This window comes from Hungatella sp., from assembly GCF_046966825.1.
This window is the reverse complement of sequence record NZ_JBKVCZ010000038.1, coordinates 1-11,932: the sequence shown is the minus strand read 5'-3', so window position 1 is coordinate 11,932 and position 11,932 is coordinate 1. Positions and strand designations below refer to the sequence as shown.

General features: G+C 51.1%; 14 protein-coding genes. 10 read left to right on the top strand and 4 right to left on the bottom strand.

Going from position 1 to position 11,932, the window contains the following annotated elements:
* The first annotated feature begins 2 nt into the window (after positions 1 to 2).
* Positions 3 to 938 carry a hypothetical protein gene (locus tag ACLTD4_RS13795; RefSeq protein WP_117623326.1) on the top strand — a complete coding sequence of 312 codons (936 nt, stop codon included), beginning with the start codon at positions 3 to 5 and terminating at the stop codon, positions 936 to 938.
* A gap of 244 nt (positions 939 to 1,182) precedes the next feature.
* Here ACLTD4_RS13795 and ACLTD4_RS13790 read toward each other — a convergent pair whose 3' ends face one another.
* A complete protein-coding gene (locus tag ACLTD4_RS13790) occupies positions 1,183 to 2,385 on the bottom strand; it encodes an FprA family A-type flavoprotein (protein ID WP_055655496.1) in 1,203 nt (400 codons plus the stop codon).
* Positions 2,386 to 2,659: 274 nt separating this feature from the next.
* On the opposite strand from ACLTD4_RS13790, the gene ACLTD4_RS13785 reads away from it, so the two are divergent.
* Together ACLTD4_RS13785 and ACLTD4_RS13780 are read left to right on the top strand one after the other, a co-directional pair.
* Positions 2,660 to 3,082: a helix-turn-helix domain-containing protein gene (locus tag ACLTD4_RS13785; RefSeq protein WP_055655494.1), complete on the top strand. Its 423-nt coding sequence runs from the start codon at positions 2,660 to 2,662 to the stop codon at positions 3,080 to 3,082.
* Positions 3,079 to 3,675, top strand: coding sequence for an ATP-dependent Clp protease proteolytic subunit (locus tag ACLTD4_RS13780; protein ID WP_055655491.1), 597 nt, complete (start codon positions 3,079 to 3,081; stop codon positions 3,673 to 3,675). The genes ACLTD4_RS13785 and ACLTD4_RS13780 overlap by 4 nt, the downstream gene beginning before the upstream one ends.
* 94 nt (positions 3,676 to 3,769) lie before the next feature.
* Here the strand turns inward: ACLTD4_RS13780 and ACLTD4_RS13775 are convergent, their stop codons facing one another.
* Together ACLTD4_RS13775 and ACLTD4_RS13770 are read right to left on the bottom strand one after the other, a co-directional pair.
* Positions 3,770 to 4,030: a hypothetical protein gene (locus ACLTD4_RS13775; protein ID WP_117623327.1), complete on the bottom strand. Its 261-nt coding sequence runs from the start codon at positions 4,028 to 4,030 to the stop codon at positions 3,770 to 3,772.
* A gap of 85 nt (positions 4,031 to 4,115) precedes the next feature.
* Positions 4,116 to 4,589: a DUF2752 domain-containing protein gene (locus ACLTD4_RS13770; RefSeq protein WP_055655487.1), complete on the bottom strand. Its 474-nt coding sequence runs from the start codon at positions 4,587 to 4,589 to the stop codon at positions 4,116 to 4,118.
* A gap of 171 nt (positions 4,590 to 4,760) precedes the next feature.
* On the opposite strand from ACLTD4_RS13770, the gene ACLTD4_RS13765 reads away from it, so the two are divergent.
* From ACLTD4_RS13765 to ACLTD4_RS13740, 6 genes are all read left to right on the top strand, one after another.
* Positions 4,761 to 6,041, top strand: coding sequence for a metallophosphoesterase (locus ACLTD4_RS13765; protein WP_412331361.1), 1,281 nt, complete (start codon positions 4,761 to 4,763; stop codon positions 6,039 to 6,041).
* Positions 6,042 to 6,074: 33 nt separating this feature from the next.
* A complete protein-coding gene (locus ACLTD4_RS13760) occupies positions 6,075 to 6,581 on the top strand; it encodes a DUF523 domain-containing protein (protein ID WP_117623329.1) in 507 nt (168 codons plus the stop codon).
* A 7-nt stretch (positions 6,582 to 6,588) separates the two neighbouring features.
* Complete coding sequence (locus tag ACLTD4_RS13755; protein WP_117623330.1) at positions 6,589 to 7,179, top strand: hydrolase; 591 nt, start codon at positions 6,589 to 6,591, stop codon at positions 7,177 to 7,179.
* Between the two features lie 39 nt (positions 7,180 to 7,218).
* Positions 7,219 to 7,989, top strand: a complete 771-nt coding sequence (locus ACLTD4_RS13750) for an arginase family protein (protein WP_117623331.1) — start codon at positions 7,219 to 7,221, stop codon at positions 7,987 to 7,989.
* A 10-nt stretch (positions 7,990 to 7,999) separates the two neighbouring features.
* A complete protein-coding gene (locus ACLTD4_RS13745) occupies positions 8,000 to 9,385 on the top strand; it encodes an MATE family efflux transporter (RefSeq protein WP_117623332.1) in 1,386 nt (461 codons plus the stop codon).
* A gap of 68 nt (positions 9,386 to 9,453) precedes the next feature.
* The gene (locus ACLTD4_RS13740; protein WP_002600380.1) at positions 9,454 to 10,773 is read left to right on the top strand and encodes an aspartate kinase; all 1,320 of its coding nucleotides are present in this window, start codon (positions 9,454 to 9,456) and stop codon (positions 10,771 to 10,773) included.
* Positions 10,774 to 10,859: 86 nt separating this feature from the next.
* Here the strand turns inward: ACLTD4_RS13740 and rd are convergent, their stop codons facing one another.
* On the bottom strand, positions 10,860 to 11,021 hold the full coding sequence (rd, locus tag ACLTD4_RS13735) for a rubredoxin (RefSeq protein ID WP_055655477.1): 162 nt from the start codon (positions 11,019 to 11,021) through the stop codon (positions 10,860 to 10,862).
* A 225-nt stretch (positions 11,022 to 11,246) separates the two neighbouring features.
* On the opposite strand from rd, the gene ACLTD4_RS13730 reads away from it, so the two are divergent.
* Positions 11,247 to 11,932, top strand: a 686-nt coding sequence (locus ACLTD4_RS13730; protein ID WP_412331360.1) for an aldo/keto reductase, incomplete at its 3' end; no start/stop codon positions are given.

Sequence of the window (11,932 nt, the reverse complement as noted above, 5' to 3'; positions counted from 1 at the left end):
GGATGGACAGAAATATATATGTGACCAGCTATACAGAGAGAAATGTGCTGCAGAAGCAGTATGGACTGGAACATGAGACCTTTGTGAATGATACGATCGGTTACGACGGCAGCGTATGGCTTCTGTTTGCCTGTTCGGTGCCGAAACGGATCAACGGGATGTTTGTGGATACCGAGGCGAATACGGACTACCATGCGCTGTGCCTATGGGTAAACTGGACGGATGGGACGCTGCTGGGGGGAGAGATGTATCCGCTGGGGTTTCATGAGATGAATTTTCATCACGTCATGCCTCTGGGAGAAGATATTCTTCTGGTAGGTGCCCGGTGCAGGAAATATAAAGACGGGACGGCGGAGAATAACGGAGTTCTCTTAAAAAAGGATGGCACAAAGCTGGCAGAGATGTGTCTGGGTGACGGAATCGAGAGCTGTATCGTGACGGAAGACGGCCGCATCATTACCGGATACTTCGACGAGGGCGTGTTCGGTAATTTCGGCTGGGACCAGCCGGTGGGTGCGTGCGGTCTGATCGTATGGGATTCCCGGGGACAGCGGTTGTGGGAGAATAAAAAATATCCGATCTATGACTGCTATGCGATGAATGTGGATGAACAGGGCGCGCTGTGGTTCTATTATTACGACGAGTTTCATCTGGTGAAGACTGATTTTAAGAGGGATGTCATCTACCGCCCGAAGGCGGAAGGCTGTTCCGCGTTCCTGATCAGCCGGAGTCATACTGCTCTTATCATGGACGGCGGATATGGCAGACATTCCCAGTTTTACCGGTATGAGATAAAAGGGGATCAGTTGGGCAGCCGGGCGCCGTCGGAGGTGATTTTCAGGGAGAAGCCGCTCTTACTTTCCAGTTACCGGTTCCGCGGTGCAAAGGCCGTGTTGACGGACTCTGATGGACGCATGTTTTTTACTGAGGTGATCTAGCTATGAAAAAGTATGAAATAGTTTGAGAATCCTGTTTTTCTGCATCGCTGGTGTATTTTGTTGGATGCTTTTTACTTCGGAGGAAGCAGGACAGAGATATTTTTGCGGCATGGCGCCGGCGTCCATACTGCGCGGCTTTACGAACGCGATCCGAAAAAGCCCTGTCCGGGAAGGCGTGTCAGACCACGCAGTTCCGGACAGGGCTTTTTACTGTTTGTCAGGAGAGTCCGTCGTACCGGACCCGCTAGTTCATGGAATCTACCATTAAATTTGCCAGAGCACCAAGTTCCGCCATCTGGTCTTCCTTTAAGGAGGATTTGATCGTGATGGTTTCATCGAGTATGGTCATGTTCTTCATCTCGGAGATAATTTCTCCCATCTTACGTCCGGCTGTTACGCCCCAGGAACCATTTTCCAGGAGTGCCACGGTGCGGTTCTGCAGATTGTGAGCCTTTAAATCGAGGAGCAGGTGCTCCATACAGCTGAAGATGCCGCCGTTATACGTTGCGGAAGCGAATACGAGGTGGCTGCAGCGGAAGGCCTCGGAGATGATGGTGGACGGATGTGTGGAGGAGACGTCATACATGACAATATTCTTCACGCCGCGGTCTGCCAGCCGACAGGCCAGAATATTCGCCGCATTCTCCGTGTTGCCGTAGATGGAACCGTATGCGATCATGACGGCTTTCTCTTCCGGTTCGTAGCTGCTCCAGGTTAAATACTTGTCCACATACCATGCGATATCGGATCTCCATACAGGACCGTGGAGCGGGCAGAGGATTTCGATGTCCAGTGCGGCGGCCTTTTTAAGCAGCGTCTGAACAGATGCGCCGTACTTTCCGACGATATTGGTGTAATATCTTCTGGCATCAGCCAGCCAGTCACGTTCGAAATAGAGTTCATCCGCAAACAAGTTGCCGTTCATGGCGCCGAAGGTACCGAAGGCATCCGCGGAGAAAAGGATCTTGTCCGTGGTGTCATACGTCACCATGACCTCCGGCCAGTGTACCATGGGGGCCATCAGGAAGGTGAAGGTATGTCTGCCGGAACAGAAGGTGTCGTTTTCTTTCACGATCACGGCTCTGGTATCGATATCAAATTCATAGAACTGCTTGATGATCGGAATCGTCTTTGCGTTGCAGACCACGGAGACGTCCGGATATCGTCTGATCAGTTCGCCGAGTGTTGCGCAGTGGTCCGGTTCCATATGATTGATGATCACATAGTCCAGCGTTCTTCCTGCCAGAACGGATTCCACATTTTCGAAAAACTGCCCGGTGATTGCCCGGTCGACCGTGTCGAAGAGAACGGTTTTTTCATCTAAAAGAAGATAAGAATTATAGGAGATCCCGTTTGGAATGGGGTATGCGTTCTCGAACAGGGCGAGCCTGCGGTCGCTTCCGCCGACCCAGAACAGGTCATCTTTAATATTTTTTACACAGTACATAATGAAGCCATCCTTTCGTCATAATCTCACACATATAATTTCGTAAGAAGTATACTACAAAATCGGGGAAATGTCATTGTATTTTTATACGAACTTAGTATGAATTCAGCGGTCCATTACTTTATAGTATAACCGGAAGAAGAGATTTTTAGCGGAAACATCATTTTTTATTAAGACAGAGTGAAGACAGCCTGTTATAATGGGAGAAAAGAGACCTGATTTCCCATGAGGAAGATGGTTTTGTATTGGAACATAACTGGAGGTGTGGTAATAAATGGATGGAAAAAACAGAATCGTAAAGGACATTCTGGAGTCTGTTGAGAAAAACATGGGAACCGGGGAAAATTTGAGCCTGGAAGCATTGGAAGCACATACGGGGTATTCCCGTTTTTATTTGAACCGGATTTTTGCTGAGGAAACCGGCTGTACCATTCACCGCTATATTATGGAGCGGAGGCTGACGGAGGCGGCCAGAAAGCTGGTGGAGACGGACAAGACGATCGTGGAGATATCCGGCGAAGCGGATTATCAGTCTCAGCAGGCGTTTACACTGGCATTCCGGCGGGCTTACGGATGCACGCCGTTTACCTACCGGGAACGGAAGCATTTCACGCCTCTTCGTGAGCAGACAAAGCAGAAGAAGACAGGGATTACCGCCTTCTGCGAAAGAAAGAATAACTGGAGGTGTGCGGCATGAGTCTGGTACCGAGTGTGATCGAGACGACGTCAAAGGGGGAGCGCAGTTACGACCTCTTTTCCCGTCTGTTAAAGGACAGAATTATCTTTCTGGGGGAAGAAGTGAACGATGAGACGGCCCGGCTGGCGGTGGCGCAGCTGTTGTTTCTGGAGGCGGAGGACCCGGCGAAGGACATTTCCTTCTATATTAACAGTCCGGGCGGTTCTATTACGGCCGGCCTGGCCATTTACGACACGATGCGTTATATCCGGTGCGATGTATCGACGATTTGTATCGGACTTGCAGCCAGCTTCGGCGCATTTCTGCTGGCCGGGGGGACGAAGGGCAAGCGTTTTGCCCTCCCTAACTCTGAAATCATGATACATCAGCCGGCGGTGGAGAAGATCGGAGGAAAGGCGACGGATATCCAGATCTATTCAGAGAAGCTTCAGCAGGATAAGAGACGGCTGAATCGGATTCTGGCTGAAAATACGGGGAGAACGGAGGAAGAGATCTGGCGGGATACGGAGCGGGATCATTTCATGAGCGCCGAAGAGGCGAAGGAATATGGGATTATTGATACGGTGATGAGAAAGAGAGAGGAAAAGGCATAAATCTGAAAAGAAGATATGAAAGGGGCGGCCGCCCTGATGATTGTACAATCATCGGTGCGGCCGCCCCTTATCGGCTGATGCCGTTTTATGAAACTTAATAGCCTGCACTTAATGCAGCAGCCAGGCTTGCGCCGACTACAGCGTATAAAATTAAGGACAGCACGATTCCCACTGCCATAACGATCAGTCCGGCGCGGCAGAAATTCTTCCTGTTCTCGTTTCCATTGCCAAATGCCCAGACAAAATACATGATTACATTGACACATGGGATAGCCAGAACAATTAACGTGATCAGCCATTCCCCCATGGTCATGACAGCCTTATTAGGATCTGTCGTCATTGTGTTGTTTTCCATACTTAGTACCTCCTGTAATTTAATCTATCTACCGTTAAAATTATATCATATACTGTCGTAATTTGTCTATTTTTTCTTTGCCGGGTTACAGGCTCCCCGGGGATTGCAGAACTGTGAAAAGCAGGTGCAGCAGGTTATGGGGCTCATAGATCATGGGAGGCCGGTCAGGAAACCAGTATTTCATGCGGATGATATAGAACACCACCATAAGGAAGATGCATACGGCTATGTAGACGGAAAACAGGCGCGCTTTTCGTTCCAGGACGTAATGCTCGTACAGAAATAAAAGCCCTCCGGCCAATAGCGGCAGGAGAAATGGATTGTACAGAAGACTGCCGTGGATATCCCCTTTTAACAACAGGACGGCGGCTCGGGTAAGTCCACAGCCGGGGCATGGAATCCCTAATAAGAGCCGGGTTGGACACACCTTGCCAGCAGCGGCAGTCATGGCAGAAAGAAAAACTGCGCACAGAAGCATTCCGGGCAGGCAGTGTCTGACATCGGAAATCAGATGTTTTATTCTTTTTTTATACAAAATTGGGCTGCGATTTTTTTTCATGATTACATGGCATCCTTTTCAGCGGTTGTGTGAAGCTGCAGATTTCATTATAAGGCAGTGTTGCCGCTTTTACAAGCTTGTGCCTCGAATAGAGGTTTGATATAATGAAGCTGTTTGATATCATGTAACAATTTAAACTGCAAAATTAAGATAAACGGGATGGGGGCGTCTATGATTAAAAAAACACATATTGTATTTCTGTCATTTCTCTGTGCCGCGCTTGGAGGCTGCGGGAGCAGCAGGCCATTGGCGGAGAAAGAGACTTCTCCTCTTACCGTCGTGACCGCCACAGATCTGCACTATTTATCACCGGAGCTTACGGATTATGGAACCGGATTTATGAGAATGGTCGGAAATGGGGATGGAAAGCTGACTCAGTACGCGCCGGAGATTACGGACGCTTTTTTAGAGGAGGTAGAGAAGCTGCAACCGGACGCGCTTATTTTAAGCGGAGATCTCAGTTTTAACGGTGAGAAGACAAGCCATGAGGAACTGGCCGGGAAGCTGTTCAAGCTGCAGGAACAGGGAATCCCGGTTCTTGTGCTGCCCGGAAATCATGATATCCTTTATCCGTTTGCCGCCCAATTTGAGGCAGAGACGGTGACGAGGACGGAACGGGTCAGCGGCGAAGAATTTCGTGATATATATGGCAGTCTGGGGTATCAGGACGCGGCTGGAAAGGATGAAGAATCCTTAAGCTTTCTGTATGAGCTGTCGGAACGGGTCTGGCTGCTGCTTCTGGACGCGAACACGGAGGACGCACCCGGCCGGATTAAGGATTCCACGATGCAGTGGGCGGAGCGGCAGATGAAACGCGCTGAGGAAGCGGGGGCCTCCATCATTACGGTGACGCACCAGAATGTCCTGGCTCAGAACAGACTTCTGTCACAGGGCTTCCTGCTGGATCATCATGAGGAGATGGAGCAGCTGCTGAAAGCTCATGGGATCGCTTTGAATCTAAGCGGTCACGTTCATATCCAGCATATTGCGGAGAGCGGCGGCCTTTATGACATTGCAACCGGCTCCCTTACCGTGGCCCCGAACCGGTACGGCGTTTTGACGGTTGATCCGGATGGAAGCACACGCATGAAACGAAGGGTATGTGGGCGATGGGATGGGGAAAAAGCGGAATCCCCGGTAAATATGGGGATTTTGAAGCTGTCCCAGGCGTATTTTGACGCGTGCACGCGAAAAAAGATGAAGAAAGAGCTGGAAGCGCTGTCACTCTCGGAGGAGGAGCGGGCGCAGATGACGGAACTGGCCGTGGAGATGAACCGGAACTACTTTGCCGGCATGACAAAACCGGAAAAAGAAGTGAAGGATACCGAGGGCTGGAAGCTTTGGAAAGAAAAAGGCGCAGAGCTCTTTTTCGAAAAATACATGGATTCCATGCTGGAAGATGCGGGATGTGATGAAAACAAACTGAAAATAGTAAGGGATCTGAGGCCATAGTTCCCGGAGACTATTTTGGAAGGAGGCTTATCCATGGATAAGAAAAATACAAGAATACTGGTCAGTGCCTGTCTGCTGGGTGTCAACTGCCGCTACGACGGAAAGAACGGCCGTCGTGACGAGGTACTGAAGCTGCTTCGGGAGTATGAACTGATCCCGGTCTGTCCGGAGCAGATGGGAGGGATGGAGACCCCCAGAGAGCCGTCGGAATGCCGGAGAGACGGCGGGCGTGTCCAGGTGATGAACCGGAAGGGCCAGGATGTGACAGAGTATTTCGAAAAGGGCGGGGAGGAAGCGCTTAAGATCGCAAAGCTGTATGGATGCCGGTACGCCATTTTGAAGGAGCGCAGCCCGTCCTGCGGCAGCGGGATCATCTACGACGGAACCTTTTCGGGCGCTAAGACGGCCGGAGACGGGGTGACAGCCCGCCTTCTCAAGGAGCATGGCATCAAAGTTGTGGGGGAAAGCGGCATTTCAAGCTTGATATCGGAAATCAGCAGTGATATGATGGATGACAACATAAAAATTACAGAGGGGTGACAGGAATATGAAAACAAATGTAACGAGAGACCAGGCGCTTTCCCTTCTTATGAAATATAATAAGGAGCCCTTCCATATACTTCACGGGCTTACGGTGGAAGGCACCATGCGCTGGTATGCAAAGGAACTGGGATACGGTGAGGACGAGGATTTCTGGGGAATCGCCGGCCTTCTCCACGATGTGGATTTTGAAAATTATCCGGAGGAGCACTGCATCAAGGCGCCGGAGCTTCTGGCCGAAGCCGGGGCTGAACCGGAGCTTGTTCATGCGGTCGTAAGCCATGGCTATGGACTCGTCTCTGATGTGGAACCGGAGCATGATATGGAGAAGGTACTGTTCGCGTCAGACGAACTCACAGGCCTGATCGGAGCCGCCGCGAGAATGCGCCCATCGAAGAGCGTCATGGATATGGAGGTCTCCAGTCTGAAGAAAAAATACAAGGATAAACGGTTCGCGGCAGGCTGTTCCCGCGAGGTGATCGCACAGGGAGCCGAGAGGCTCGGCTGGACGTTAGAGGAGCTCTTTGAGAAGACCATTGAGGCCATGCGTTCCTGCGAGGCCTCTGTCAACGAAGAGATGGAAAAGCTGGGCGTTTAAGAGCGCCGGAAAGGGAAGACCAATCGGGAGAAGAGAACGATGATATCAGTTTCAGTGCTGAATTTTACAGGAGTTTACGAGAGAGAAAGCTTCTATAAAGATGGGGACTGTGAATGGATTGACTGTTCGGATTTGTCCGGGGTAAACGGATTCTGTGATGAGGCATCCATGGAGGAGATTGAGGCGCGGATCAGCGGGCTGTCAGGCTGGATTCACTTTATAGACGGCGGAAATTTCCACTATTTAAGCTATCTCATGGTGAGGAAGATTCGGGAGCCGTTTACCCTGGTGGTATTTGACCATCATACGGATATGAAGCCTTCTATATTTGCTGGAATTTTGTCCTGCGGCTGCTGGATCAAACGGGCGCTGGACGACCAGCCATACTTAAAAAAGGTGATTCTGATCGGTGTCGCGGATTCGCTGGCAGATACCGTAGAATCAGAGTATGCGGACCGCGTGCAGGTGTTTTCGGAAAGCGCGGCAGGGGCAGATGACTCATGGCTTAAGGCTCTGGAAACAGAGGTGTCGGAGGCCGTGTATCTGTCCATAGACAAGGACGTGTTTGGGCGGAAGGAAGTGGTGACTGACTGGGATCAGGGAACCATGACGCTGGAACAGCTTGAGAGGGCGTACCGCTGCCTGGAGAGCCGCCGGATTCTGGGTGTGGACATCTGCGGCGAGGCGAATCAGGACGACTCTTTTTCGGGATGGATGTCCGTGTCAGACAAACAAAATGACGCGGCAAACAGACGAATCCTCCGAATGCTTCGAAACGGTCATAAGAAGCCGGAGGGCAGTATACAATAGGGAGAGAGAAATGGAAGAAGCACCGATATTTTCGAAGGCGGCCATCAGGCGGCTGATTCTGCCGCTGATCATCGAGCAGTTTCTCGCCGTCTTAGTGGGAATGGCGGATACGATCATGGTGGCCGGAGTGGGGGAGACCGCGGTCTCGGGAATTTCCCTTGTGGATACGCTTAATATTCTGCTGATCAACGTGTTTACCGCCATGGCTACCGGAGGCGCTGTCATCGCGGCCCAGGAGCTGGGGGACGAAAACAGGGAGGAGGCGTTAAAGGCCTCCAATCAGCTGATTCTTGTGGTTCTGGTATTTTCAACGGTTTTAATGGTGTTGTCCTTACTGTTCAACTACCAGATTCTGCGGACGATTTACGGGAAGATCGAACCATCCGTCATGAATTACGCCAGAACGTATTACTATCTGACGGCACTGTCGTTCCCGTTTCTGGCGGTGTATAACGGGTCGGCGGCTATCTGCCGCTCCATGGGCAATTCCGGGATATCCATGAAGGTGTCCATGCTGATGAACGGAATCAACATTGTGGGAAATGCCATTCTGATTTACGGCTTTCATCTGGAGGTGGCCGGGGCCGGGATCTCCACGCTGCTGTCACGAATTACCGCGGCAGTCATACTGGTGTGGGTGATCCGGAATCCGAAGCTTCCGCTGTGCATCGACAAAAACTTTCATCTGGGCTTCCATCCCGCCATCATCCGGCGGATCATGGGGATCGGAGTTCCCATGGGAGTGGAAAACGGCCTCTTTCAGGGCGGTAAGCTTCTTGTGGCGGGGCTGGTCTCCAGCTTTGGTACGACCTCCATTGCCGCCAACGCGGTGGCAGGAACCATCTGTTCCTTTCAGGTGATTCCGGGCAGCGCCATCTCCCTGGCCATGATAACCGTGGTGGGGCAGGCCGTGGGCGCGAAACGGTATCAGGAGGCGAAACGGTATGCAAAGAACTTTATTTTCCTCATCATGGGAGCGCACTTCCTCATCTGTTTTCCGATGCTGGTATTTCTGCCGCACATTATCGGCTTCTACCATGTGTCAGAACAGACGGCGGAGCTGGCCAGAATCATCTGCACGCTTCACGGATTATGCTGCGTGCTGATCTGGGCGCCATCCTTTGCGCTTCCCAATGCCCTGCGTGCCGCAGATGACGTGAAATTCGCCATGTTCATTACCATTGCGTCCATGTTTCTGTGCCGGATTGCCATGAGCTTCGTTCTGGGACGGTATTTCGGCATGGGGCTGATCGGTGTCTGGATTGCCATGGTTCTGGACTGGGCCGTGAGGGCGGTGGTCTACGTCGCGCGTGTTGCGTCGGGAGGCTGGCTGAAGCATCATAAAGTTCTGGCCGCACGCCAGGAGGCTGAAAAAACCGTTTTACAAAACACTTGACAGCGCCCGGCAAGTACGATATTATTTCGGTTAAATAAATTGGATATGTGACAGAGGAGAAAGAAGACATGAAAAAGGTTGTGAAATTCGGCGGCAGTTCTCTGGCCAGTGCAAGACAGTTTAAGAAGGTTGGGGACATCATTCGTTCCGAGAAGAGCAGACGCTATGTGGTTCCATCCGCGCCGGGCAAGAGAAACGACAAGGACGAGAAGGTTACGGATATGCTGTATCAGTGTTACGATGCGGCGGCCGAGGGAAAAAGCTATAAGAAGATTCTGGAGAAGATTAAGAGCCGTTACATGGAGATCATCGACGGACTCGATTTAAACCTGAATCTGGATCATGAATTCGAGACCATCGAGGAGAATTTCTTAAAGAAGGCCGGCCGTGATTACGCGGCATCCAGAGGCGAGTACTTAAACGGCATCGTCATGGCCAACTATTTAGGCTATGAATTCATCGACGCGGCAGAGGTCATCTTCTTCGATGAAGACGGCAGCTTCGAGGCGGATATCACCAACCGTGAGCTGGGGGAGCGCTTAGAGCATGTGGAGCGCGCGGTTATTCCGGGCTTTTACGGCGCCACTCACAGCGGAAGCATCCGCACGTTCTCAAGAGGCGGATCCGATGTCACAGGCTCCATTGTGGCGAAGGCCATCCATGCTGATATGTATGAGAACTGGACCGACGTCTCCGGCTTCCTCGTAGCCGATCCGCGTATCATTGATAATCCGGAGGTCATTGAGACCATTACATACAGAGAACTCCGTGAGCTGGCCTACATGGGAGCCAGCGTTCTGCATGAGGACGCCATCTTCCCGGTCAGAAAAGAAGGCATTCCGATCAATATCCGCAACACCAACAGGCCGGAGGAGAAAGGCACCCTGATCGTAGAGAGCACCTGCCGCAAGCCGCGCTATACCATTACGGGAGTTGCGGGCAAGAAGGGCTTCTGTTCCATCAACATTGAGAAAGCCATGATGAACGCCGAGGTAGGGTTCGGCCGCAAGGTTCTGGAGGTATTTGAAAAATACGGCATTTCCTTCGAGCATATGCCTTCGGGAATCGATACCATGACCGTGTTTGTCCATCAGTCCGAATTCGAGGAATACGAACAGTCCGTGATCGCGGGAATCCACCGCGCTGTCGAGCCTGATTTCGTGGAACTGGAATCAGATCTGGCATTAGTTGCCGTCGTGGGACGCGGCATGAAGGCCACGAGAGGCACCGCCGGAAGAATCTTCTCCGCGCTGGCCCACGCCCGTGTCAACGTCAAGATGATCGACCAGGGCTCCAGTGAGTTAAACATCATTATCGGCGTTAAGAATGCAGATTTTGAGGCGGCCATCAAGGCGATCTACGATATCTTTATCTCAACCGAAATCTGATAAATGGTATACCATATATTCAAATGAAAAACCGGTCCGCACAGAGGCTTAAAAGCCAGTGCGGACCGGTTTTGCTGCAGTACTTATTAATCTTCCGGAACAAAGACATCTTTGCCCATTCCGCAGAGCGGACATACCCAATCCTCAGGAAGATCTTCAAAAGCTGTGCCTGGATTGATTCCGTTGTCCGGATCTCCATCAGCCGGATCATATATGTATCCACATGGCTCACAAACGTATTTTTGCATAACAGTCACCTCTTTCTTTCGTTGATACCCTATTTTACCAGATATGTAACTATTTTACAACCGGTGCAGAGAAATATATGGGGCCTGGCCGGCTGTCTGAGGCCTGCAGAATAGTTTTTGGTCTGAACAGTGATGAAAAACAGGGAAACTGCCAGAAAATACTTTAGAATACAGGAAATATGTGGTAAAATAAAATCAAAATTTTATCCATCAGGGAGGACTAAGATGCAATACCGCAATTTTGGAAAGACAGGAATTAAAGTGTCGGCGCTGGGGTTCGGAACCATGAGATTTCCGCTGCTTCACGATGAGGTGGTCGATGAGGAACGCGCCATCGGGATGATCCGCCATGCCATCGATGAGGGCGTGAATTACATTGACACCGCTTATCCTTACCATCAGGGAGAGAGCGAGAGGATCGTGGGAAAAGCGCTGGCGGACGGCTACAGGGAGAAAACGTATCTGGCGACCAAATGTCCCGTATGGAAGCTTCAGAAGGCGGAGGATTTCGAGACTCTGCTGGATGAGCAGCTGGAGAAGCTGAACACGGATCATATCGACTTTTATCTTCTTCACGCCTTGAGCGGCGAACGCATGAAGGATAAGGTAAAGCCGTTTGAACTGATTAAGCGGATGGAAAAAGCGAAGGCTGAGGGAAAGATCCGCTATCTTGGATTTTCCTTCCATGATTCATATGACGTGTTTCAGGATATCATAGATTATTATGATGGATGGGATTTCTGCCAGATTCAGTATAATTACGTGGACACCGAGCACCAGGCCGGAACAAAGGGGCTTAAGTATGCCGCTGAGAGAGGCCTCGGGGTGGTGATCATGGAGCCTTTGCTGGGCGGGAGGCTGGCGAATCCGGCATCCCATTTAAAGAAGGTATTTCCGGAGGACAAGTCTCC

Bases quoted from the DNA above. Each gene is read 5' to 3' on its own strand.
- ACLTD4_RS13795 (WP_117623326.1), top strand. From the start codon at position 3: ATGGACAGAAATATATATGTGACCAGCTATACAGAGAGAAATGTGCTG.
- ACLTD4_RS13790 (WP_055655496.1), bottom strand. From the start codon at position 2,385: ATGTACTGTGTAAAAAATATTAAAGATGACCTGTTCTGGGTCGGCGGA.
- ACLTD4_RS13785 (WP_055655494.1), top strand. From the start codon at position 2,660: ATGGATGGAAAAAACAGAATCGTAAAGGACATTCTGGAGTCTGTTGAG.
- ACLTD4_RS13780 (WP_055655491.1), top strand. From the start codon at position 3,079: ATGAGTCTGGTACCGAGTGTGATCGAGACGACGTCAAAGGGGGAGCGC.
- ACLTD4_RS13775 (WP_117623327.1), bottom strand. From the start codon at position 4,030: ATGGAAAACAACACAATGACGACAGATCCTAATAAGGCTGTCATGACC.
- ACLTD4_RS13770 (WP_055655487.1), bottom strand. From the start codon at position 4,589: ATGAAAAAAAATCGCAGCCCAATTTTGTATAAAAAAAGAATAAAACAT.
- ACLTD4_RS13765 (WP_412331361.1), top strand. From the start codon at position 4,761: ATGATTAAAAAAACACATATTGTATTTCTGTCATTTCTCTGTGCCGCG.
- ACLTD4_RS13760 (WP_117623329.1), top strand. From the start codon at position 6,075: ATGGATAAGAAAAATACAAGAATACTGGTCAGTGCCTGTCTGCTGGGT.
- ACLTD4_RS13755 (WP_117623330.1), top strand. From the start codon at position 6,589: ATGAAAACAAATGTAACGAGAGACCAGGCGCTTTCCCTTCTTATGAAA.
- ACLTD4_RS13750 (WP_117623331.1), top strand. From the start codon at position 7,219: ATGATATCAGTTTCAGTGCTGAATTTTACAGGAGTTTACGAGAGAGAA.
- ACLTD4_RS13745 (WP_117623332.1), top strand. From the start codon at position 8,000: ATGGAAGAAGCACCGATATTTTCGAAGGCGGCCATCAGGCGGCTGATT.
- ACLTD4_RS13740 (WP_002600380.1), top strand. From the start codon at position 9,454: ATGAAAAAGGTTGTGAAATTCGGCGGCAGTTCTCTGGCCAGTGCAAGA.
- rd (WP_055655477.1), bottom strand. From the start codon at position 11,021: ATGCAAAAATACGTTTGTGAGCCATGTGGATACATATATGATCCGGCT.